Source organism: Neisseria viridiae, from assembly GCF_962747995.1.
Classification (GTDB): Bacteria; Pseudomonadota; Gammaproteobacteria; order Burkholderiales; family Neisseriaceae; genus Neisseria; species Neisseria viridiae.
Map to the genome: position 1 here is coordinate 284,886 of NZ_CAUJAJ010000001.1, position 23,337 is coordinate 308,222.

A 23,337-nucleotide genomic window follows, 5' to 3' on the forward strand; every position below is an offset into this window, starting at 1 on the left:
GGTAGAACAAGCAGCAAGCAGTTTGTCTGAAACTGCTTGCTTTTTCTTTATCGGGACGGAGCCGTGCTGACTTTAGATGCGTTTGAGCAATGCTTGAAGGATTGTTTTCCTCAAGGTCTGAATGGAAAAAAAACAGCAGTGGCATTAAGCGGCGGATTGGATTCCGTCGTTTTACTGCATCTGCTGGTTTGTGCCGGGAAACGGGCAGGATTTGTGCCGGAGGCATTGCATATCCATCACGGCTTGAGCCCCCGTGCCGACGATTGGGCGGATTTCTGCCAAAACTATTGCGATATGCTCGGGGTGGGGCTGGAAACGGTTAAGGTCTGCGTGGAAAAAAACGGTTTGGGCATCGAGGCGGCGGCGCGGCAAAAGCGGTATGCAGCGTTTGCCGAAAAAGGCTTTGATGTTTTGGCGTTGGCGCACCACAGGGACGATCAAATCGAAACCTTTATGCTGGCAGTCGCGCGCGGCGGCGGTTTGCGCGCTTTGGCGGCTATGCCCGCCGTCCGTCCTTTTGGGGAAAACGGCATCATCTGGCGGCCCTTGCTGCCTTTTTCACGGCAAGATGTGCAGGATTATGCAAAAAAACACGGTTTGCCGAATATCGAGGACGAAAGCAATAGCGATACGGCTTATTTGCGAAACCGCTTCCGACACCGTATTTTGCCCGAACTCTCGGCGCAGATTCCCCATTTCGGGCGGCATGTGCTGAACAATGTCCGCGCTTTGCAGGAAGATTTGGCTTTGTTGGACGAGGTCGTCGTTCAGGACTGCCGTTGGGTCTGTGAGGAAGGCAGTTTCGATACGGTGCGTTGGCAGGCATTTTCCCCGCGCCGGAAAACCCATATTTTGCGGCATTTTCTGAAGGAAAACGGCATCACCGTGCCGAATCAGAATGCCCTTGCCGACATTGCCCGCGTTTTGACGGAGGCGAAGACAGGCCAATGGACGCTGTCCGGTTTTGAGCTGTATCATTATGCGGACAGGCTGTTTGTGTTCCGATTGGAAAAAACGGATAAATTACGGTTTTTGAAAGACAGGCAGGTAAGCGGAAATTTAAGGGAAATATTGACGGATCAGGGATTTGTTTTAAAACGCCATCCGTTCGGGCTTCCCGGACATCTTTTGGAACAGGACGGGATTTTGAGGACGGTAGCGGCATCGGATACGTTGACCGTGGGCGGCATCCAGAAAAATGTGAAAAAAATCCTTCAGGGGAAACGGGTTTTGCCTGCCCTGCGCCCAATCTGGCCGCTTGTTGCCGACAGCGGAAACCGTCCATTGGCGTTGGCAAACTGTTGTGCGGATTTTCAAATCTCGGTTTCAGACGGCATTTTGCCCGTCCATCCTGACTTTCCCATTTTATTTTGATAATATCGCAAACAGATTTCGGCGGCGTTCAGTCGGGTATTGTCCGGTTGCATATTTCTAAAAGGCTTGTGAAGTGAAACACATCAGTTCGACCAATAATGAACACATCAGACACCTGCACCGCCTGTTGTCGCAAGGAAAGTTCAGGCGGCAGTATGCCCAAACCGTTTTGGAGGGCGTGCACCTGCTTCAGGTTTTCCTGCAATCCGGCAGAAAACCGGTCGGGGTATATATTCCCGAAGCTAAAATGCCGTCTGAAGAAGTCCGTAAATTGACGGCGGTTTTGCCGGAAGACAGGATTTTTTCCGTTTCAGACGGCATATTGAAAAAAATCAGCAGCTTGACTTGTGCGGATGATGTGCTTGCGCTGATTGACATCCCATTGGGCGGAACCTTGCCGGACAAAGGCGACTGTGTGGTTTTGGACGGCGTACAAGATCCGGGCAATGTCGGCACCGTCTTACGGAGTGCGGCGGCGGCAGGGGTAGGTACGGTCGTCTTGGGCAGGGGTTCAGCGGATGTTTGGTCGCCCAAGGTATTACGCGCAGGTATGGGCGCGCATTTCTTGTCGGAGATTTATCCGCAGGCGGATTTGGAAATATGGTTGGCGCGTTATGAAGACCGTGTGTTTGCCACCGCCTTGCGTGAGGAAAAACAGGCGGTTCTGTATAACGAAGATTTGCGCGAACCGACAGCCTGGGTGTTCGGCAACGAAGGCGCGGGTGTCGGCAAAGCGGTTTTGGACAGGGCGGACAAGTGCGTCAGGATACCGATGCACGATGCAACCGAGTCTTTAAATGTCGCGATGGCGGCGACAATCTGCCTGTTCGAGCAGATGCGGCAGCGGGCGGCGTATTGAGGAAAAGAAATGCCGTCTGAAAAAATCTATTACGGCGTATTGATTTTCTTATGTATCGCTTCTATGCTGCTGTCGCCGTTTTTTTATGGCGGCGTTTTGAAGCCGAGAAGGGCTGTGCCGCATAAGGCGGGACAGTGGAAACTCATCTTATTGTCTAATGCCGTGGCGGCGGCGGTTTTGGCTTGGATGTGGTGGAAATGGTTTTGAAGGAGTCTTGATATGAGAACATCTAAAATGATTGCGGGGCTGATGCTGGCTGTGGCGGTTCAGACGGCATCTGCGGCAGTGTATGAATGCCGTCAAAACGGTAAGGTCAGTTACAGCCAAACTCCGGGAAAACATTGTACCAACGCGGGTTTGGGGCGGGATCGTGTGTACAGTTCGGTCAGACCTGCCGTGAAAGACAGGGCGGAAGACGCAGGGGTCGGCGATTATTCGGACACGGTGAGGGACGAACACGTCCAAAATCCGAAAGGAAATGCACAGAAAGACGGTTCGGCTGCCGGCATCAAGCCGCACTGATTGAAGCCGAATCAGCCCTTGCGCTGTCGGACGGCAAAATTTGAACGATTGGGGAACTTTGATGAAACACATCCATATTATTGGTATCGGCGGCACGTTTATGGGCGGGATTGCCACCATTGCCAAAGAAGCGGGCTTTAAAGTCAGCGGTTGCGACGCGAAGATGTATCCGCCGATGAGCACCCAGCTCGAAGCCTTGGGCATAGGCGTACACGAAGGCTTCGATGCGGCGCAGTTGGAGGAATTTCAAGCTGACGTTTACGTTATCGGCAATGTCGCCAGGCGCGGGATGGATGTGGTCGAGGCAATTTTGAACAAAGGGCTGCCTTATATTTCCGGCCCGCAATGGCTGGCTGAAAACGTGCTGCACCATCATTGGGTACTTGGCGTGGCGGGGACGCACGGCAAAACGACCACTGCGTCCATGCTCGCATGGGTCTTGGAATATGCCGGACTCGCGCCGGGCTTCCTCATCGGCGGCGTACCGGAAAACTTCAGCGTTTCCGCCCGCCTGCCGCAAACGCCGCGTCAAGACCCGAACAGCCAATCGCCGTTTTTCGTCATCGAAGCCGACGAATACGACACCGCCTTTTTCGACAAACGTTCTAAATTCGTGCATTACCGTCCGCGTACCGCCGTGTTGAACAATCTGGAATTTGACCACGCCGACATCTTCGCCGATTTGGGCGCGATACAGACCCAGTTCCACCATCTCGTGCGCACCGTGCCGTCTGAAGGCCTCATCGTCTGCAACGGACAACAACAAAGCCTGCAAGACACTTTGGACAAAGGCTGCTGGACGCCGGTGGAGAAATTCGGCATGGAACACGGCTGGCAGGCCGGCGAAGCCAATGCCGACGGCTCGTTCGACGTGTTGCTTGACGGCAAAACCGCCGGACGCGTCAAATGGGATTTGATGGGCAGGCACAACCGTATGAACGCACTTGCCGTCATCGCCGCCGCGCGTCACGCCGGCGTTGATATTCGGACGGCCTGCGAAGCCTTGGGCGCGTTTAAAAACGTCAAACGCCGTATGGAAATCAAAGGCACGGCAAACGGCATCACCGTTTACGACGACTTCGCCCACCACCCGACCGCCATCGAAACCACGATTCAAGGTTTGCGCCAACGTATCGGCGGCGCGCGTATCCTCGCCGTCCTCGAACCGCGTTCCAACACGATGAAGCTGGGCACGATGAAGTCCGCCCTGCCTGTAAGCCTTAAAGAAGCCGACCAAGTGTTCTGCTACGCCGGCGGCGTGGACTGGGACGTTGACGAAGCCCTCGCACCTTTGGGCGGCAGGCTGCACGTCGGCAAGGATTTCGATGCCTTTGTTGCCGAAATCGTGAAAAACGCCCGAACCGGGGACCATATTTTGGTGATGAGCAACGGCGGTTTCGGCGGAATACACGGAAAGCTGCTGGACGCTTTAAAATAGTTTGGGCGATGCCGTCTGAAAGCCCTTCAGACGGCATTTTCCACCTGCGCGGCACAAAGGCGGAAAAACCGTTTGCCCCGTATTTTCAAACGCGTTACACTTGCCGCCGCTGTTTTCAGCCATTTGATTACCCGCAACCGCCGTCATTGCGCCGGCGGTCTGCACGTCAGCGTCATTGCGCCGCTGTAAATACGAAAGAACACATTATGACCGTATCCCCCGTCGCCTTGCGCCGTAAGACCGAGCGCAAGCCGCATCCTACCGCGCACTATTGGAAAAAATGCGATGTCGAGGCACTTTTCGGACTGCCGTTTTTAGAACTCGTCTATCAGGCGGCAGAAGTCCACCGCCAAAATTTCAACCCGCGCGAAATCCAACTTTCCACGCTGTTGTCCATCAAAACCGGCGGCTGTCCCGAAGATTGCGCCTACTGTCCGCAATCGGCGCACCACAACACCAATCTGGGCAAAGAGCAGATGATGGATGTGGATGAAATCGTCGAAAAAGCCAAAATCGCCCAATCGCGCGGCGCAAGCCGGTTCTGTATGGGTGCGGCGTGGCGCGGCCCCAAACCCAAAGACGTGGAGACGGTTTCCGCAATCATCAAAGCCGTCAAGGGTTTGGGTATGGAAACCTGCGGCACGTTCGGTATGCTCGAAGAAGGTATGGCGGAAGATTTGAAAGAGGCGGGCTTGGATTATTACAACCACAACCTCGACACCGACCCCGACCGCTACAACGACATCATCCACACACGCCGGCACGAAGACCGTATGGACACCTTGGGCAAAGTCCGCAACGCCGGTTTGAAAGTCTGCTGCGGCGGCATCGTCGGGATGAACGAAACCCGCGCCGAACGTGCCGGGCTGATTGCCAGCCTCGCCAATCTCGACCCGCAGCCCGAAAGCGTGCCGATTAACCGGTTGGTCAAAGTGGAAGGTACGCCGCTTGCCGATGCCGAGGATTTGGACTGGACGGAGTTTGTCCGCACCATCGCCGTGGCGCGGATTACGATGCCGCAAAGTTATGTCCGGCTGTCGGCAGGGCGCAGCAATATGCCGGAAGCGATGCAGGCGATGTGCTTTATGGCGGGCGCGAACTCGATTTTTTACGGCGACAAGCTGTTGACCACAGGTAATCCTGATGAGGACGGCGACAGAATCCTGATGGAAAAGCTCAACCTGTATCCCTTGCAGTTCGAGCCGGAAGGCGGCGCGGACGGAGCGGAAAAAGCCTCAGGGATTAAAGTCGATTATTGATGATTGCAAAAATGCCGTCTGAAACTTAAATGCCGTCTGAAACCCGGAAAGGTTCGGACGGTATTTGTTCAGACGGCATTTTCTTTCAGACATTATTTTGAATATCTTTTACCGGCGCGTGATGCTGCCGTCGGGCGAGACATCCAGTCCGTTCCCGTTGGGGAAATCGCTGTGGTTCAGATAAATAATCCGCTGAATAACGGTTTTTTCAGGGTCGATTTTGGGGATTTTATCGCCGACTTGAGTGATGGGGATAATGTTGCCGGAAACGAACCGCCCCTGTTTGTCGGTGATGATTTTGAAAATCGGCGCGATGCCGCTGATGCCGGAGGTGTTGATTGCGCCGTAGGTGGCAAAGTTGCCGCCGCTGTAGGAGATGAAGCGGTCGCGGTAAAGTTCGACGGCGCGAGTAACGTGCGGCCCCTGCCCGAATACGACATCTGCGCCGGAATCAACGGCAAGCCGCGCAAACTCGACGACGTTGCCCCTGTTTTCCCCATAGAATATTTCGGTATCGAACGGCAGGTGTTCCGCCTGCTTTCCTTCCGCGCCGCCGTGGAACATCACAATGACGATGTCGGCTTTCTGTTTGGTTTTCCGAATCAGTTTTCTGACTTTGGCATAATCGTTCAGTTTGACGGCGGCAAGGTTGGGGGCGAAGGAGACGAAGCCGTATCTCACGCCGTTTTTCTTCAGGATGGCGGTTTCAAACCTGTTTTCGATGCCCGAATATTTGATGTTCAATTCGTCAAGGTTGCCTGCCGTTGCCGTGATGCCTTGCGCGCCGAAGTCGTTGCTGTGGTTGTTGGCGAGGCTGAGGTAGTCGAATCCCGCGTCGGCAAGGTATTGCCCGTAGGCGGAGGGCGTGCGGAAAACGTAGCAGATGTTCGGATTGGCACATTTCTTCGGCGTACCGCCTTCGTCAAACAGCGTGCCTTCAAGGTTGCCGACGGTAATGTCCGCGTCTTGCAAGACGGATTCGACGTTTTTCAGGATATTGGTATCGGGCAGGTAATCGACCGGATAATTGCTGCCGAGCATAATGTCGCCGACCCCGATGATGGAAACGGTATCGGCTGCCTTTCCGTCAGGCGCGTCCTGTCCGTCCGCATCGCCGGTGTTTGAAACGGGGGCGGGGTTTGAACCGTCAACCGGCAGTACGGGGGATTCCGTTCCGTCAGAATGCGCCGAGGGCTTGACCCCGGCGGTTTGCGGCGCGGAAGCGGCATAAGGGGCGGCCGGCAGCGGCTCTTTCACATATTCGAGCGCGGTAAAGCCGCTGCCGATAACGAGGGCCAAAATTGCGGAAAATACCGCCATCGCCCAGATAAATTTGTCCATCATCAGACCTTTACTGTTCAGACGGCATTTGCCGCACGTTTTGGGGCTTATCTCTCGATTTGCGATACGTCGCGCACCGCGCCTTTGTCGGCGGAAGTCGCCATCGCGCCGTAAGCCCTTAATGCGGCGGAGACGTAGCGGTCGCGGTTTTCCGGCTTCCACGCTTTGCTGCCGCGCGCTTCCATTTCGGCGCGGCGGGCGGCGAGTTCTTCGTCGGATACTTTCAGGTTGATGCTGCGGTTTGGAATATCGATTTCGATGGTGTCGCCTTCGTGTACCAAACCGATTGCGCCGCCTTCTGCCGCTTCGGGCGAGGCGTGTCCGATGGACAAACCTGATGTGCCGCCGGAGAAGCGTCCGTCCGTCAAGAGGGCGCAGGCTTTGCCCAAGCCTTTGGATTTCAGATAGGAGGTCGGGTACAGCATTTCCTGCATACCGGGGCCGCCTTTCGGGCCTTCGTAGCGGATGATGACGATGTCGCCGGCGACGATTTGGTTGCCCAAAATGCCTTCGACGGCGGCTTCTTGGCTTTCAAACACGCGGGCGCGACCGGTGAATTTGAGGATGCTCTCGTCCACGCCTGCGGTTTTTACCACGCAGCCGCGCTCGGCGATGTTGCCGAACAAGACTGCCAAACCGCCGTCTTGCGAGTAGGCGTGTGCCACGTCGCGGATGCAGCCTTTTTCGCGGTCGAGGTCGAGGGTTTTCCACATACGGCTTTGCGAGAATGCTTGGGTAGTGCGCACGCCGCCCGGTGCGGCTTTGAAACGCTCGATGGCGCGGGTGTTTTCGGGATTGGTTACGTCCCATTGCTCAATCGCGTCTTTCAGCGTCGGCGCGTGGATGGTGTACACGTCGGTGTGCAGTTTGCCCGCTTTGTCCAATTCTTTCAGGATGGCGAAGATGCCGCCTGCGCGGTGCACGTCTTCCATGTAGTAGTCGTGGTTGTTAGGCGCGGTTTTGCAGATGCAGGGCACGACGCGACTCAGGCGGTCGATGTCGGCCATTTTGAAATCCACGCCCGCTTCGTTGGCAACGGCGAGCAAGTGCAGGATGGTGTTGGTGGAGCCGCCCATGGCGATGTCCATGGTCATGGCGTTTTCAAACGCTTTTTTGGTGGCAATGCTGCGCGGCAGCACGGTTTCGTCGTTTTGCTCGTAATAACGTTTGGTGATTTCGACAATCATACGGCCGGCTTCGAGAAACAATTCTTTACGACCTGCGTGGGTAGCCAGATAAGAACCGTTGCCCGGCAGGGAAAGGCCGAGTGCTTCGGTCAGGCAGTTCATCGAGTTTGCCGTAAACATACCCGAACACGAGCCGCAGGTCGGGCAGGCGTTTTGTTCGACTTCTTCGACTTGCCGGTTGCTGACATTGTCGTCCGCCGATTCGATCATCGCGTCAATCAAGTCCAAGCGGCGTTCTGGTTGGATGTTTGCCACGCCGATAACCTTGCCTGCTTCCATCGGACCGCCGGAGACGAAGATGGTGGGGATGTTCAGGCGCATCGCGGCAATCAGCATTCCTGGGGTGATTTTGTCGCAGTTGGAAATGCACACCAGCGCGTCGGCGCAGTGGGCGTTGACCATGTATTCGATAGAGTCGGCAATCAAATCGCGGCTGGGCAGGGAGTACAACATACCGCTGTGTCCCATGGCGATGCCGTCGTCGATAGCGATGGTGTTGAATTCTTTGGCGATTGCGCCTGCTTTTTCAATTTCGCGGGCAACCAGTTGACCCATATTGTGCAAGTGGACATGGCCGGGAACGAATTGGGTGAAGGAGTTGGCAACGGCGATGATCGGTTTGCCGAAGTCGGTTTCCATTACGCCGGTCGCACGCCACAATGCGCGTGCGCCTGCCATATTGCGGCCGTGGGTGGAGGTTTTGGAGCGGTATTCTGGCATGGTGTGTTTCCTTGTTTTCATGCCGTCTGAAAAGCGAAGGGTTTCAGATGACATTTTGTACTGTGTTAGAGAGCTGGAAAAAAGAAAGTATTTTATACCAAGTATCGGTATTGTGTGGAAGTTGCGGAATGGTGGGATATTCTGTGCAACGGTATTTTTGAAGCGGCAATGTTCGGAATGCCGTCTGAAAGGCAGAAAAGGGCTTCAGACGGCATTGATGTCGGGTTTCAGGACAGGAGCAGGATGGCGGCTGCGGCAAGCGCGGCAACCGATAATGCGGCGGCAAGCGCGGCTTTGCCGGCAAAGCGGATTGAGGTTTTGCCTTCGATGTATTTGAAGCCGGTTATCATCGGGAGGACGAGGTTTTTCTTTTTGAACACGCGGTATGCGGCGACAGCAGCGATGTGGACTGCGGAAAAAACGGCGAGCAGCTTGAAAAAGTTGAGGTGGATTTTCCGCATAAGGCTGCCCGTATGTTCGGAAACCAAATGGTTGAGGTAGCCGTTGGTGCTGAAGGTGTTTTCATCGGCGGCAAAAAGCCCGGTGCCGACTTGGAACGACACGGCGGCCAGAAGCGCGACGACCATCAGTGCGCCCAAGGGGTTGTGTCCGGGCTGGATGTGTTCGGGAATACCGTTTTTCAGATAGCCGCGTATGCCTGCCCAGCCTTGGACGAAACGGGAAAAACGGGCGGTATCGCTGCCCCAAATGCCCCAGCAGAGGCGGAAGACGAGCAGGAAAAGGACGAGCAGCCCGACGCGCGTGTGCCATTGCAGCATATCGCCGCCGGCTTTCGCGCTATACCACATAAAGGGTAGGGACGTGGCAAGCAGCCAGTGGAAAAGGCGGGTGGGGAAGTCCCAGACTTTGGTTTTGTTTTTCATAATCGGTTTCCGGCAGTAGAATCGGTTTGTTTTCGAGCCTTAATTTTAACCGATTGGAGGGGCAATGTTTCCCGTTTTTCATCTTTCAGGCGAAAGCCGCCGCCGGATGCTTCAGACGGCATTGCGTTTTCCCCATGTTTTCAAAGCCCGTGCGGAAGATTCGCACAAAGGGACTTTCGGTACGCTCGCCGTAGTCGGCGGCGCGGCAGGGATGAGCGGCGCGCCCATTTTGGCGGCATCGGCGGCAATGTATCTCGGCTGCGGAAAAGTGTGGGCGGGTTTCAATCAGGAAACGCTGCCTTTCGCCGTCATTGCCGGTTTTCCCGAAATTATGTTGGACACGGCAGACGGTTTGACCGAGCGTCAAGATATAAACGCCTGGGTTGTCGGTTGCGGATTGGGTACAGGTAGGGCGGTGGTCGGAACGCTTGCCGGAATTTTGACGGAACACACGGACAAGCCCGTCCTTTTGGATGCGGACGCGCTGAACATATTATCAACCGATGCTGAAACCCGAAATCTGGCGCGCGGGTGTAAAAACCTGATTTTAACGCCACACCCCGCCGAAGCCGCGCGCCTGCTTGGAACGACGGTTGCACAGGTTCAGGCGGATCGGACGGCGGCAGTGAGGAAGATAGGGGCAATTTTCGGCGCAACCGTGGTTTTAAAGGGGCACAAAACATTGGTTGCCGCGTCCGATACGGAAATCTATGTCAACGAAAGCGGCAACGCGGGATTGGCAACGGCGGGCAGTGGCGACGTATTGGGCGGCATCATCGGCAGTCTGCTCGCACAGGGCGTGCCGGTTTTTGAAGCCGCCTGCGCGGGCGTGTGGCTGCACGGCGCGGCGGCGGATGTCATAAAAGAATCGGCAGGCATTGCGGCGGGGCTGTTGGCTGGCGAAATCGCCCCGGCGGCAAGGTGGCTGCGCAACCGGATAACTGAAAGTATGTAAGAAGATATAGTGGATTAACAAAAACCAGTACGGCGTTGTCTCGCCTTAGCTCAAAGAGAACGATTCTCTAAGGTGCTGAAGCACCAAGTGAATCGGTTCCGTACTATTTGTACTGTCTGCGGCTTCGTCGCCTTGTCCTGATTTTTGTTAATCCACTATACCGTCTGAAAGGCAAAGGCTTCAGACGGCATCTTCATTTCCCAAATACTGCCCGGTAAAGCGTGGTATAATGCGCAGTTATCTCTTACAGTTTTTGAAAAACATTAATTATGAAACAAATCCGCAACATCGCCATCATCGCCCACGTCGACCACGGCAAAACCACATTGGTCGACCAACTGCTGCGCCAATCCGGCACATTCCGGGCCAACCAGCAGGTTGACGAGCGCGTGATGGACAGCAACGACCTCGAAAAAGAACGCGGCATCACCATCCTCGCCAAAAATACCGCCATCGATTACGCGGGCTACCACATCAATATCGTCGACACGCCGGGACACGCCGACTTCGGCGGCGAAGTGGAGCGCGTTTTGGGGATGGTGGACTGCGTCGTCTTGTTGGTGGATGCGCAGGAAGGTCCGATGCCGCAAACCCGTTTCGTGACCAAAAAAGCCTTGGCTTTGGGGCTGAAACCGATCGTCGTCATCAATAAAATCGACAAACCGTCCGCCCGTCCGAGCTGGGTCATCGACCAAACTTTCGAACTCTTCGACAACTTGGGCGCGACCGACGAGCAGTTGGATTTCCCGATTGTTTACGCTTCAGGTTTGAGCGGCTTTGCCAAGCTGGAAGAAACCGACGAGAGCAGCGATATGCGCCCGCTATTCGACACCATCTTAAAACACACGCCCGCACCGAGCGGCAGCGCGGACGAGCCGCTGCAACTGCAAATTTCCCAGCTCGACTACGACAACTACACCGGCCGCCTCGGCATCGGACGCATCCTGAACGGACGCATCAAGCCCGGTCAAACCGTTGCCGTGATGAACCACGAGCAGCAAATCGCCCAAGGTCGCATCAACCAGCTTTTGGGTTTCAAAGGCTTGGAACGCGTGCCGCTTGAAGAAGCCGAAGCCGGCGACATCGTGATTATTTCCGGTATCGAAGACATCGGTATCGGCGTAACCATCACCGACAAAGAAAATCCCAAAGGCCTGCCGATGTTGAGCGTGGACGAACCGACGCTGACCATGGACTTTATGGTGAACACCAGCCCGCTGGCGGGTACGGAAGGCAAATTCGTAACCAGCCGCCAAATCCGCGACCGCCTGCAAAAAGAATTGCTGACCAACGTCGCCCTGCGCGTGGAAGATACCGCCGATGCCGACGTGTTCCGCGTATCCGGACGCGGCGAGCTGCACCTGACCATTTTGCTGGAAAATATGCGCCGCGAAGGCTACGAACTCGCCGTCGGCAAACCGCGCGTCGTGTACCGCGACATCGACGGTCAAAAATGCGAACCTTATGAAAACCTGACCGTGGACGTACCCGACGACAACCAAGGTGCGGTAATGGAAGAACTCGGCCGCCGTCGCGGCGAACTGACCAATATGGAAAGCGACGGCAACAGCCGTACCCGCCTCGAATACCATATTCCAGCGCGCGGCTTAATCGGTTTCCAAGGCGAATTCATGACCCTGACGCGCGGCGTCGGCTTGATGAGCCACGTGTTCGACGACTACGCGCCCGTGAAACCCGATATGCCCGGCCGTCACAACGGCGTGCTGGTGTCCCAAGAGCAGGGCGAGGCAGTCGCTTATGCCTTGTGGAATCTGGAAGACCGCGGCCGTATGTTCGTATCGCCCAACGACAAAATCTACGAAGGCATGATTATCGGCATCCACAGCCGCGACAACGATTTGGTGGTCAATCCGCTCAAAGGTAAAAAACTCACCAACATCCGCGCCAGCGGTACCGACGAAGCCGTGCGCCTGACCACGCCGATCAAGCTGACGCTGGAAGGCGCGGTTGAGTTTATCGACGATGACGAACTCGTTGAAATCACTCCGCAATCCATCCGCCTGCGCAAGCGTTACCTGAGCGAACTGGAACGCCGCCGCCACTTTAAGAAGCTGGATTAATGTTTAAATGATATGCGATGCCGTCTGAAAAAAGTTCAGACGGCATTTTATTGGCCGGTATCGGGAAGCAGGTTGCCCGATAGGTTATATATTTTCTTAAATAAAATCATTGTATGAACAATAAAAAAGTTTGTACCGGATTATCTGCGGACAGGTGATGCCCGTACTTACGGTCTCGGAACGGTTGCCGTTTCGGGAAACCCGCATTTTTAATTTTACGGGGCAATCCGTCAAAATCCGGCGGGCTTGTTTTTCCGGACAATTTTTCAAATATCGAACCTGATATTGTTTGGATCATCAACATCCTTGCACGGTTTGTCAAAAAATCTGCCATACAAAGAATATTGTTTACAATATTGCCCAAAAATCTGAACCTGCAAACGTGAAATAAGGTAGAATACGCCCTGTTATTTTACCGTCCAATCCCCATTTACCAAGGAAAAACGATGAGTACTTCATTGAGTTACCGCGATGCGGGCGTCGATATCGACGCAGGCGACCAACTGGTCGAAAACATCAAACCGTTTGCCAAACGCACGATGCGCCCGGAAGTATTGGGGGATTTGGGCGGTTTTGGCGCATTGGTCGAAATCAGCAAAAAATATAAAAATCCCGTATTGGTCAGCGGTACGGACGGCGTGGGTACCAAGCTCAAGCTTGCTTTCGATTGGGACAAACACGATACGGTGGGCATCGACCTTGTTGCAATGAGCGTCAACGATATTTTGGTTCAAGGAGCTGAACCGTTGTTTTTCTTGGATTATTTTGCCTGCGGCAAATTGGATGTCGCCCGTGCTACCGATGTGATCAAAGGCATTGCACAAGGTTGCGAAGAATCAGGCTGCGCCCTGATTGGCGGGGAAACTGCCGAAATGCCGGGCATGTATCCCGTCGGAGAATACGATTTGGCGGGTTTTGCCGTCGGCGTGGTGGAAAAAGAGAATGTCATTACCGGCCGCAGCATCGGTGCGGGCGATGTAGTATTGGGTTTGGCTTCCAACGGCGCACATTCAAACGGCTATTCCCTTATCCGTAAAATCATCGAACGCGACAATCCCGATTTGGATGCCGAGTTTGATAATGGCAAAACCTTGAGAGAAGCCGTTATTGCGCCGACCCGTCTGTATGTGAAACCGATTCTTGCCGCTTTGGAAAAATTTACCATTAAAGGTATGGCGCACATTACCGGCGGCGGCATTACCGAAAACGTGCCGCGCGTGTTGCCTGAAAACACGGTTGCCCAAATCGATGCCGAATCGTGGGAATTGCCCAAGCTCTTCCAATGGCTTCAAAAGGCGGGCAATGTGGAAACCCAAGAAATGTACCGGACCTTTAACTGCGGCATCGGTATGGTTGTCATCGTTGCTGCCGAAGATGCTGATGCGGTTCGGTCATTCCTGAGCGGGCAGGGCGAGACAGTGTACCGTTTGGGTTGCATCCGAGAGCGTCAAGGGAACGAGCATCAAACCCAAGTTTCCTGACTTCCAAGCATCAAATGCCGTCTGAAAGCCAATGCCGTCTGAACCTGTTTCAGACGGCATTTTCATTATGCTAGCATTTTTTTGCTTGCCATATTCGGGGGGGGGGGTAAACTCTTAATAGGTTTATCCTTATTAAAATAATTGACATCAATTTTTACTTATCTTTATGTTCTGAAATTACGGGCCCCCTTATGAAACCATTTCCCTATCGCAAAACGCTTTTGAGCATTTTGATTTCTTCTCTTTCTGCAACAGCTTTTTCAGCTGAATATCCCAGTATTAATGAAAATAAACAAATTTTCGGTGAAACGCCTATTGGTCACGAAGTTACCGATGCTACAAACACCGTTACCGGTGATGTAAATATCACGGTTACACCACAAGACCCTAAAAAACACACTTATCCTAAAGCCATTATTATTCGTGGCGATCGCAGCGAAGAAATTCAAGGAAAAACCAATATTGCTGTTACTTTAGCCAGTGAGGGAAAAGTTGGTATGTCTCCCGACTCTAACGCCGCTTATGGCATTGCGGTTGGGTATGATTATAATGGTGGTGGTAAAAATGAGACTGTTTTAACATTAAAAGATAATGCAACAATTACAGTAGATAATACCCCGGGTACTATTCTTGGTTCTATGAGCTATAGCGGTGCAACAGCTAACACCGGTCATCAACTTTCAGGGATTAGGATTTATCGAAAATCATCCACTCATTCAACCCCTATTTTAAATTCTGAAAAATCATTAACTATCGACGTTGAAGATAAATCAACCGCAAAAATTGGCGATTATTTAGTGGGTATCTACATTGCAGGTGATGGTGCTAAAGCCAATTTAAAAGACAGCAAAATCACTGTAAAAGCAAATGGTAAACATTCCGCAGCACTGAAAATTGGTAAACCGGAATTACCTAACACGCCAAAAGCTGATGATTACGAAGGTGCGGTAATCAACTCGACAGGCAAAATGGAGCTGGATACTTCAGAAACAAAAGATTCAGCTACGGTACGCTTGTTCGGAACAAAATCCCGTTTAATCGCGGATAGTGAAACCAGCTCAGGAACAATCACATCAGGTAATTCCGCTATTGTATTTGATACAGGGGATTACGCTACTGATGTAACCTATTTTTTCACTGTACCCGTTTCCCGTAACGAACCAAACAAAGATCAAGAAGTGAGGTTGAACAATACCAAAATTTCAACCAATTCTGAAAATGCCTCATTGATTGTCGCTAATGCAGAGAATGTGAACAGCCCTGCGGTATCTATTGCAGGAAAGAGCGTCGCCAACTGGTTTAACAATGGGGAATTTGTTGCCGAAAATGCAAAATTCTTATTAAAAGGCGCGCAATCTGAAGCAAAGGCAGCAAATAAAGGTTGGTTGGCTGAAACAAAATTGGCAAAAAACAAAGCCTCAGATCTCACTTTTACGCTAGATAATAAAGCCAAAGCGATTGGCTTGACGCATCAGCAAAGTGAAGGACTCGTCAGTTCTAAACTTGATGTTGCAATCAAAAATGGGGCTATTTGGGAACTCGCACCTAAAATAGATGAGTCAGTTCAAGGTGCGACAGCTTATGATGTGAAGCTTGCTGATGGCGGTGTATTAGATGCTTCAAAACATTCTATGGGGGTAGGAACAGATTATAAAGTAACCTTGACTCACGCTGCGAATGAGCAAAAAATTGAAAAGAGTATCACTAATGGCACAATAAATGCCAAAGGTCTATTCAAAATAAAATCAAGTACGCTATTAAAAACAGATGGCACAGAACAACCAAATGATAATACCGTTAAATATGTTACGAAACCATTCAAAATTGTAAACGGAGTGATAGAAATAGAAGATAAGGCAGGAACAATTAAAATCAAAGATGGTAGTTTCACAATTACAAAAGGTGTAGTCGAGACACCGGATGGGAATATACAACTTGCTAAAAGTACATTTACCCAGTCAAGTGCGGGTGTTTCTTTATCAGGTACAAGTTATGAAACTGAAAAGGGAACGTTCACCAACGGCGGCATCATTACGCTTGCCAATCAATCCTATGCAGACAAACTGACCATTGAAGGGAATTATGTTGGTAAAGATGGTGTGTTAGAAGTAAACACCAAATGGGATACCCCGGGCGATTATTCCGGCGCACATTCAGAATCGGATTTATTAACGATTACAGGTGATGCCTCTGGTAATACGACTGTTAAAGCCGTTAAAACAGATGGTACTGAAAATGTTATTGATGGCTCAATCGGCGAACTTGCCGATCGCTACAAACGTAGTGTCCCTGTTATTAAAGTTTTAGGCGATGACAAAGGAACAGCAAACGGTGAAATAAATTCTACGGATGCAACTAAACCTTACGCTTACAATACACGTTCAACCTTTACTGGTACAGCAAAAACCACGGGTGCAGGGGAATTGCAATTGGTTTCCCGCAAAGATGAGGCGGGCGCGACAGAATACTTCTGGACTTTAACCACGCCGAATCAAGATAAAACCATCATCACGCCAAGCGCACCGGCTTATACGCTCGTTCCACGTCAAAACTTGGAATCAGGCTATGCGATGCTGGATACACTTCACCAACGCCGTGGCGAAAACCAAACCCTTTCTTGGGACAAGCAAGGCAGTTATTGGCAGGATGTGGAAAAACAATCTTGGGGGCGCGTAATCGGCAAACACCTCAAACTCGATGGAAAAGAACGTTTTGGTTTCAAAACCAATATGTACGGCTTCCAAGTGGGACACGATTTTGATGTTAAAACCAAACAAGATGATGAGGGCAAACTCACTCGTCGTTTTACCGGCTTGTATTTCGGTGCGTTACGTTCTCACAGCAAATTCTATGATGAATACCGCGCGAAAAACGGCATCGTGATTGCAGATAAATTAACTTCCCACGTAAAAACTACCGCACTTAATCTTGGTGTAACCGATACGCGTTACCATGAAAACGGCACTTACATTGATTTGGTGGGGCAGCTTTCTTGGTTAAATAACCGTTATTCGGCGGTTGACGGTACAGGTGCGAAAAATCACGGTTGGGGAGCTGCCCTTTCAGTGGAAACCGGCCGCCCTTACGCCTTAGGCAAAGATAAAACCAACAACGGAGATAGCTGGATTTTAGAGCCGCAAGCACAACTGATTGCGCAATACTTGCGCTTAGGCAACTTTAACGACGGCACTCGTGCCGTTTCGCAAAAAGGTTACGGTTTGCGCGGCCGTGTCGGTTTCCGTTTGGCGCATAACCAACCGAACGATAAGCAACGCACGCGCACCTATTATTTCACCGGCAATATTTGGCACGATTTTAAGGCAGGGGGCAACGCATTAATCGGGCAGGACAAATTAGCCGGGAAGTTTGTCCGTACTTGGTGGGAATTAGGCTTGGGCACTCAATTCTCATTAACCGAAAACACTTACCTTTATGCCGATGCCCGTTGCGGAAAATCATTCGGCGGCAACAAACATCACGGCTGCCAAGGCACTGCGGGGATGAAATATTCTTGGAAATAAACCGCCTGCCATCCCGTTCGGGGCGGCAGTAATGGCGTACTTAAAGGGACGGCACACCGGATGCCGTCCCTTATATATTGCACCCCGTCAAAGGGGCGCATTGCTTTCCTTCCCGACCCGATGCCGTCTGAACGCCTATTCCAGCACAGGTTGGGGGACGTTGTGCCGGATGGCGTAAACGGCGGCTTGGACACGGCTGCTGAGGTTGAGTTTGCGGAGCAGGTTTTGAACGTGGACTTTGACGGTGGATTCGGCAAGATCGAGGTGGCGGGCGATGATTTTGTTGCTGTGTCCTGCGGCGAGATAGCCCAAGATTTCCAGTTCGCGAGGGGTAAGTGAGGAGAGCGGCTGCGTCCCTTGTGCGGGTTGAGGGGAAATCAGGCTTTTGACGAGTTTGGCGGTCATCTCGGGCGAGAATACATTATCGCCTTCTGCGGCTTTACGTATGCTTTCGAGCAGAAAGTCGGCGTTGATGTTTTTCAGCAGGTAGCCGCGCGCGCCGATACGCATACATTCGGTCAAATCGTCGTTGTCTTCGGAAACGGTCAGCATAATCACTGCCTGTTGCGGATTGATGCTGATGATTTGGGAGAGTGCTTCGCGTCCGTTCATACCGGGCATATCAAGGTCAAGCAGGACGACATCGGGTTGCAGCCGGCTGATCATTTTGATGCCCGAGAGGCCGTCTGCGGCTTCGCCGATGACTTCAAAACCGTGTTGGCGCGACAAAAGGGCTTTGATGCCGCTGCGGAAGAGGGTGTGGTCGTCTATCAGGATGATTTTGATGGTCATAGTAGGCTTTCTTTGGGTGCACCCGTCAATGAGACGGTGGTTCCCTGTTGGGCTTGGGAACGGATTTCTAAAACGGCATGGATGCGCTTGGCACGCTCCTGCATGATGTGCAGCCCGACATGGCTGCCCGCAGGTTCTCCTATCTTCTCCGTGTCGAAACCTTGTCCGTTGTCTTGGATGGTCATGGTAAAGCGTCCGCCGTGTTCGGAAAGGGTGAATTTTACATGGGTGGCGCGGGCGTGTTTGCGGATGTTGGACAGGCTTTCTTGAAGGATGAAAATCATTTGGAGCTGCTCGTCCTGTGTAGGCAGGTGCGTGCCGTTTTCCCAAGCGGTTTCGACAGTCGTGCCGGTCTGCCGCGTGAAGCGCGCGAACAGGTCGGCAACGGCTTCTGGAAATTCTTTGTTGCTGATTTTGGTACGGAAGTTGAGCAGCAGTTCGCGGACATCTTCATAACATTCCTGCACGCCTGTTTTGATGAAGCCGATGTTTTCTGCGGCTTCCTCCCGTTTGTTTTCGGCAAAGGCGGTTTCCAGCATCTGTACCTGTAGGTTCAGGAACGTTAATGCTTGTGCGATGCTGTCGTGCAGCCCCTGTGCAATCAGGCTGCGTTCCTGCAATATGGCAAGCAGACGTTTTTCTTCCTCCTGTTTTGCACCGGCAAGCGATACGCCCAATTGCCGAATCAGGGTTTGAAGCAGTGTGCGGTCGTCTCCGGTGAGGGAAATGCCGTCTGAAAAGCTGAGCGAAAGCATACCCAGTTTCTCGTTTTGATATTCGATGGGAAAGGTTTCGTCATGGTATTTTTCCAAAGGGGGCTTTTTGCCGTGTTCGGCCGTATGGACGGAAATGTCTGTGTCGGAACCGTTTTCCAGGCAGATGCTGCCGGATTGCGCGCCCACGGCGGGCAGGATGTGGTTCAAAAATTCTTCCGCCGCCTGTCGCGGCGTATAGGATTGATGCAGGTCGCGCGTGGTCCGGTACAGCAAGGTCAGGTTGCGGTTTTGCTTTTCAAGGTTATGGGTCTGTTCGGCAACCTGCCCTTCTAAATTGTCGTACAGGGCTTTGAGTTTACCGCCCATTTGGTTGAAACAGCGGCCTACCTGTTTGAATTCCGGCGTACCGTCTTCGGGAACAGGGATGTCGAAATGCCGCTGACCGATGCGTTCCGCACCTTCTCCCAATGCCTGAAGCGGGCGGATAACCCAGATTTGGTGCCAGAACAGCATCAGTACCGACGACACCAGCGTCATCAGCATAATCGCCCATTGAAACCGCCTGAGCCACCATGTGTTTTTTTCGTTGGCATTTTCCAATGCCTGCAAAAACAGTTCGATATTGCCGGCAAAGCGGTAAAGTTCGACTTGTGTCGGGCGGCGGTAGGCCTGCAGCGGGGGAAGGATGTTTGCCTGCCAGTCGATAATCAGCATGGACTGTATCAAATCGTAGGCAAGGGGATTGTCGGAGGGAATCAGCGGATGGATGGCATCGCTTTGGGCAATGCGTTTTAAACTTTTTTCAAATTCGGCAACCTGATTGTCAATTTGCGCACGGGGCGAGCCTTCACCCGCCATGTATGCCAGACGGTATGCCTGCATTCTCAAGTTGCCCGCTTCTTCGATGACGGAGGCCGCGTTTTCCAGACGCAAAGAGAGCAGCAGTGTCAAAACGACAGACAATGCCGCCAACCCGACCCACAGTCCGGTCAGGAGTTTCAGGCGCAGGGAAAGGCTGATGCCGTCTGAAAAACGGGCTGGCAGTATCATGCTCGGCGAAAAATTGTTCCAAATAATGCAAACAATATCATTCTTTGGGATTAGATACAACTTCTCAGAAAGAATTGGTTAAGGAAAACTCAATCCGTACCGCTTCAGTGTTAAATCATGTTATGATAAAATTCAAATAACATGAATTTATTTGCCGTCTGCTTCAGACGGCATTTTGAACTATTGGAAACAGCAGACTGCAATCATGAAAACCTCGAACTTTTCCAAGAGAACATCCGCAATGAAAACTTTTGCTCTGATACTGGCCGGCGGGCAGGCGAGCCGTATGGGAGGCGAGGACAAGGGGCTTGCTCTTTTGGGCGGTAAGGCACTGATAGACCATGTCATCGACAGGGTCAGGCCGCAGGTCAGCCATATCGCCATCAGTACCAACCGGAATTTGGAAGAATATGCCCGCCGCAGCCCGCACGTTTTTCCCGATGCGCGGCAGTGGCAGCATTTCGGCCCGCTTTCGGCATTGTGTACCGCAGCCAACGATTTGCAGTTGGCGACTGCCGACTGGCTTTTGGTTGTGCCGTGCGATATGCCGTATCTGCCGGACGATTTGGTCGCGCGCTTTGAAAGCGTCTCCAAACGCACACCGTTGTGCAATGCGTTTTATGTGGAAACGCCGGTAACGATGCACTACAACACTATGTATATCCGTCCGCAAATTCTGCAAAGCGCGATTCCTTATCTGTTTTCGGGTATGAAAACATTGAGGAGCTGGTTGCAGCAGCAAAGGGCGCGGCCGGTCAGATTCGAGTTTGACGGGCATTTTGCCGACTTGAACACGCAAACCGATTTGCAGGAGGGATAAGGGCAACACTGCCGACCGGCGCGGAAAGGAAAGGTCAAGACGTACCGGGCGGTTTTTGCCCGAATCGGAGGCACAATGCCGTCTGAAGGCGTTTCAGACGGCATTTTTCGCGGGGAAATGCTACAATTTGCACTATTTTACCGACATAGGGAAACAGGATTATGTTTACAGGCATTGTTCAAGGATTGGGAAAACTGACGGCAATCCACCGCCCGTCGGAGGCGTTTCAGACTTATGTCGTCGAGCTTCCGCAAGAGGCGGCGGACAATCTGCAACGCGGCGCATCGGTCGCCAACAACGGCTGCTGCCTGACGATTACCGAAATCGAAGGAAACCGCGTCAGCTTCGATTTAATGGCGGAAACTTTGGCAAAAACCAATTTGGGGCTGCTGAAGGAAGGCGATTGCGTCAACATCGAACGGGCGGCGCGTTTCGGAGACGAAATCGGCGGACACGTCATGAGCGGACACATTATGGCAACCGTGCCCATTGTCGAAATCGAACGGGACGGGTTCAACCGCACGGTTTGGTTTGCGCTCCCGCACGAACTCAAACCCTATATCCTGACCAAAGGGTTCGTCGGCTTGGACGGTTGCAGCCTGACTATAGGCAAAGTCGAAGACAGCCGTTTCAATGTCCATCTGATTCCTGAAACTTTGGAACGGACGCTGTTCGGCAGCAGAAAGGCCGGAGACAGGATCAACATCGAAATCGATCCGAATACGCAGGCAATCGTCGATACCGTCGAACGGCTGATGGCGCAAAGATATGCAAAGTGAGGTAGAGATGGAATTGAACGAATTTCTCGATAAAGCCTATGCCGTTTTGCGGCGTTTGGATGCCGTGCTTCCGCCCGAACCCGGGCATACGGATTGGAACGCGCTTGCCTTCCGCTGGCAGAGTGCGGGCAAAAAAGGTTTTTTGGAACACTTGCCCGATCCGCACGTTTTCCCTTTGTCGCGGCTTGCCGGAGTCGGCAGGCAGACCGAATTGCTGGTGCGTAATACCGAACAATTCATTGCCGGCCGACCGGCGAACAATGTATTGATGAGCGGCGCGCGCGGAACAGGCAAATCCTCGCTGGTCAAAGCCCTGCTGCACGAATATGCGGATAAGGAGTTGCGCCTGATCGAAGTCGATAAAAGCGATTTGATCGGCCTGCCGTATCTGTTGACGCTTTTGAAGGAACGCCCGGAAAAATTCATTGTATTTTGCGACGATTTGTCATTTGAAAGCGGCGACGAAACCTATAAGGCATTGAAAACCGCGTTGGACGGCGGTTTGTCCCAACGTTGCGCCAACGTGCTGGTGTACGCGACTTCCAACAGACGGCACCTGATGCCGGAATATTTTGATGAAAACGCAGGTATGACAGGCGTGCGCGGAGAAATCCATCAGAAAGAAGCGGTGGAAGAAAAAGTATCTTTGTCCGACCGTTTCGGATTGTGGCTCAGTTTTTATCCGTTCGATCAAAACGATTATCTGTCGGCAGTGCAAAGCTGGTTGGAAGATTTTGATGTGCCATATGACGAAGCCGCCCGGACGGCGGCGTTGCAGTGGGCGCAGATGCGGGGCAACCGCTCGGGACGTTCCGCCTGGCAGTTTGCCTGCGACTGGGCGGGCAGGCTGCCGGAGCAACGTGCGCCGTGAGCGTTTCGGGGATTATTTGAGGCAGGAAGAAAGCCACATTTGCTGCTGTTGAGGTGTGAGGATATGAAAGAAACGGTGTTGGATTTCCAACTCGTCCACCGCAAAATCCATGCTGGAGTGGTAGCGGCTTTCGACATAATCGCGCGCCTCGTTCCGATTAAAAACATCCGAAGAAATGATTTCAACGACAGACCGGCGGCGGCTGTGTTCGGAATGCATAACCTTCAAACGCGCCCTGTCGCCCGCCATTTTGAAGGCGGCGCGGATTTTACGCAGCTCATTATGCTGACCCTGTGTCAGCCCGAGCCGGCGTATGTCGCAGTTCGGTTGGAAATCGGTTAGGGAAATATAAGACGGCGCGGCGTAGGAAATCTGACAGGAAAGCAAAGCCATACCGAAAAAAGAGGCAACAGGTTTGGCAAAATGGCTGGAAACGGGCAGTGGCACGGCTTTTCCTCTTGTTGGAAATTTTAGGAAATATACTAGATTGACGTGTGAAAGATGGTATTATCGCGGTTAACTTTTGTTAATAATGCGTACGTATGTCCGGCAGGCAGACATAACGGCGGAATCGGAACGTATAGTGGATTAAATTTAAACCAGTACAGCGTTGCCTCGCCTTGCCGTACTATTTGTACTGTCTGCGGCTTCGTCGCCTTGTCCTGATTTTTGTTAATCCACTATAAA

Annotated in this window: 20 protein-coding genes; 13 read left to right on the plus strand and 7 right to left on the minus strand. The window is 52.5% G+C overall.

The genetic code is table 11. The features are described 5' to 3' along the window. Window positions 1-63 precede the first annotated feature (63 nt). The 6 genes from tilS to bioB all read left to right on the plus strand — a co-directional run bounded on the left by tilS (window position 64) and on the right by bioB (window position 5,452). The gene (gene tilS / locus Q9J79_RS01525; protein WP_301911316.1) at window positions 64-1,374 is read left to right on the plus strand and encodes a tRNA lysidine(34) synthetase TilS; all 1,311 of its coding nucleotides are present in this window, start codon (window positions 64-66) and stop codon (window positions 1,372-1,374) included. Window positions 1,375-1,447: 73 nt separating this feature from the next. Continuing rightward, window positions 1,448-2,233, plus strand: a complete 786-nt coding sequence (locus Q9J79_RS01530; RefSeq protein ID WP_301911315.1) for a TrmH family RNA methyltransferase — start codon at window positions 1,448-1,450, stop codon at window positions 2,231-2,233. 9 nt (window positions 2,234-2,242) lie between these two features. Further along, a complete protein-coding gene (locus Q9J79_RS01535; protein WP_025458387.1) occupies window positions 2,243-2,440 on the plus strand; it encodes a hypothetical protein in 198 nt (65 codons plus the stop codon). Window positions 2,441-2,452: 12 nt separating this feature from the next. After that, window positions 2,453-2,755, plus strand: a complete 303-nt coding sequence (locus tag Q9J79_RS01540; RefSeq protein WP_301911314.1) for a DUF4124 domain-containing protein — start codon at window positions 2,453-2,455, stop codon at window positions 2,753-2,755. A 61-nt stretch (window positions 2,756-2,816) separates the two neighbouring features. Then, on the plus strand, window positions 2,817-4,193 hold the full coding sequence (gene mpl, locus Q9J79_RS01545; RefSeq protein WP_301911313.1) for a UDP-N-acetylmuramate:L-alanyl-gamma-D-glutamyl-meso-diaminopimelate ligase: 1,377 nt from the start codon (window positions 2,817-2,819) through the stop codon (window positions 4,191-4,193). A gap of 206 nt (window positions 4,194-4,399) precedes the next feature. Then, window positions 4,400-5,452: a biotin synthase BioB gene (bioB, locus tag Q9J79_RS01550; protein WP_301911311.1), complete on the plus strand. Its 1,053-nt coding sequence runs from the start codon at window positions 4,400-4,402 to the stop codon at window positions 5,450-5,452. A 108-nt stretch (window positions 5,453-5,560) separates the two neighbouring features. Here the strand turns inward: bioB and Q9J79_RS01555 are convergent, their stop codons facing one another. The 4 genes from Q9J79_RS01555 to Q9J79_RS01570 all read right to left on the minus strand — a co-directional run bounded on the left by Q9J79_RS01555 (window position 5,561) and on the right by Q9J79_RS01570 (window position 9,584). Beyond that, on the minus strand, window positions 5,561-6,793 hold the full coding sequence (locus Q9J79_RS01555) for a CapA family protein (protein ID WP_301911310.1): 1,233 nt from the start codon (window positions 6,791-6,793) through the stop codon (window positions 5,561-5,563). A gap of 47 nt (window positions 6,794-6,840) precedes the next feature. Continuing rightward, the gene (gene ilvD, locus Q9J79_RS01560; RefSeq protein ID WP_301911309.1) at window positions 6,841-8,700 is read right to left on the minus strand and encodes a dihydroxy-acid dehydratase; all 1,860 of its coding nucleotides are present in this window, start codon (window positions 8,698-8,700) and stop codon (window positions 6,841-6,843) included. A gap of 92 nt (window positions 8,701-8,792) precedes the next feature. Then, on the minus strand, window positions 8,793-8,915 hold the full coding sequence (locus Q9J79_RS01565; protein ID WP_283255173.1) for a hypothetical protein: 123 nt from the start codon (window positions 8,913-8,915) through the stop codon (window positions 8,793-8,795). A gap of 12 nt (window positions 8,916-8,927) precedes the next feature. Further along, the gene (locus tag Q9J79_RS01570) at window positions 8,928-9,584 is read right to left on the minus strand and encodes a cytochrome b/b6 domain-containing protein (RefSeq protein ID WP_118814364.1); all 657 of its coding nucleotides are present in this window, start codon (window positions 9,582-9,584) and stop codon (window positions 8,928-8,930) included. Window positions 9,585-9,648: 64 nt separating this feature from the next. Here Q9J79_RS01570 and Q9J79_RS01575 point away from each other — a divergent pair, with 64 nt between their 5' ends. From Q9J79_RS01575 to Q9J79_RS01590, 4 genes are all read left to right on the plus strand, one after another. Then, a complete protein-coding gene (locus Q9J79_RS01575) occupies window positions 9,649-10,539 on the plus strand; it encodes an NAD(P)H-hydrate dehydratase (protein ID WP_107863231.1) in 891 nt (296 codons plus the stop codon). A 269-nt stretch (window positions 10,540-10,808) separates the two neighbouring features. Beyond that, window positions 10,809-12,620: a translational GTPase TypA gene (gene typA, locus Q9J79_RS01580; RefSeq protein ID WP_301911308.1), complete on the plus strand. Its 1,812-nt coding sequence runs from the start codon at window positions 10,809-10,811 to the stop codon at window positions 12,618-12,620. Window positions 12,621-13,066: 446 nt separating this feature from the next. Further along, window positions 13,067-14,101, plus strand: a complete 1,035-nt coding sequence (gene purM / locus Q9J79_RS01585) for a phosphoribosylformylglycinamidine cyclo-ligase (RefSeq protein WP_301911307.1) — start codon at window positions 13,067-13,069, stop codon at window positions 14,099-14,101. A 191-nt stretch (window positions 14,102-14,292) separates the two neighbouring features. Further along, window positions 14,293-17,622 (plus strand): autotransporter family protein, encoded by a 3,330-nt coding sequence (locus Q9J79_RS01590; RefSeq protein WP_301911306.1) that lies wholly within the window; start codon window positions 14,293-14,295, stop codon window positions 17,620-17,622. Window positions 17,623-17,757: 135 nt separating this feature from the next. On the opposite strand, the gene Q9J79_RS01595 is transcribed toward Q9J79_RS01590, so the two are convergent. Together Q9J79_RS01595 and Q9J79_RS01600 are read right to left on the minus strand one after the other, a co-directional pair. Continuing rightward, window positions 17,758-18,414 carry a response regulator gene (locus tag Q9J79_RS01595; RefSeq protein WP_301911305.1) on the minus strand — a complete coding sequence of 219 codons (657 nt, stop codon included), beginning with the start codon at window positions 18,412-18,414 and terminating at the stop codon, window positions 17,758-17,760. Beyond that, complete coding sequence (locus Q9J79_RS01600; protein ID WP_301911304.1) at window positions 18,411-20,180, minus strand: histidine kinase; 1,770 nt, start codon at window positions 20,178-20,180, stop codon at window positions 18,411-18,413. Before Q9J79_RS01600 ends, Q9J79_RS01595 begins: the two co-directional genes overlap by 4 nt. A 205-nt stretch (window positions 20,181-20,385) precedes the next feature. Here Q9J79_RS01600 and Q9J79_RS01605 point away from each other — a divergent pair, with 205 nt between their 5' ends. From Q9J79_RS01605 to Q9J79_RS01615, 3 genes are all read left to right on the plus strand, one after another. Next, a complete protein-coding gene (locus Q9J79_RS01605; RefSeq protein WP_301911375.1) occupies window positions 20,386-21,000 on the plus strand; it encodes a molybdenum cofactor guanylyltransferase in 615 nt (204 codons plus the stop codon). A 161-nt stretch (window positions 21,001-21,161) separates the two neighbouring features. After that, a complete protein-coding gene (locus Q9J79_RS01610) occupies window positions 21,162-21,779 on the plus strand; it encodes a riboflavin synthase subunit alpha (protein ID WP_301911303.1) in 618 nt (205 codons plus the stop codon). Window positions 21,780-21,786: 7 nt separating this feature from the next. After that, window positions 21,787-22,650 carry an ATP-binding protein gene (locus tag Q9J79_RS01615; RefSeq protein WP_301911374.1) on the plus strand — a complete coding sequence of 288 codons (864 nt, stop codon included), beginning with the start codon at window positions 21,787-21,789 and terminating at the stop codon, window positions 22,648-22,650. Between the two features lie 12 nt (window positions 22,651-22,662). Here the strand turns inward: Q9J79_RS01615 and Q9J79_RS01620 are convergent, their stop codons facing one another. Further along, window positions 22,663-23,097, minus strand: a complete 435-nt coding sequence (locus Q9J79_RS01620) for a Spy/CpxP family protein refolding chaperone (RefSeq protein WP_301911302.1) — start codon at window positions 23,095-23,097, stop codon at window positions 22,663-22,665. Window positions 23,098-23,337: the final 240 nt, after the last annotated feature.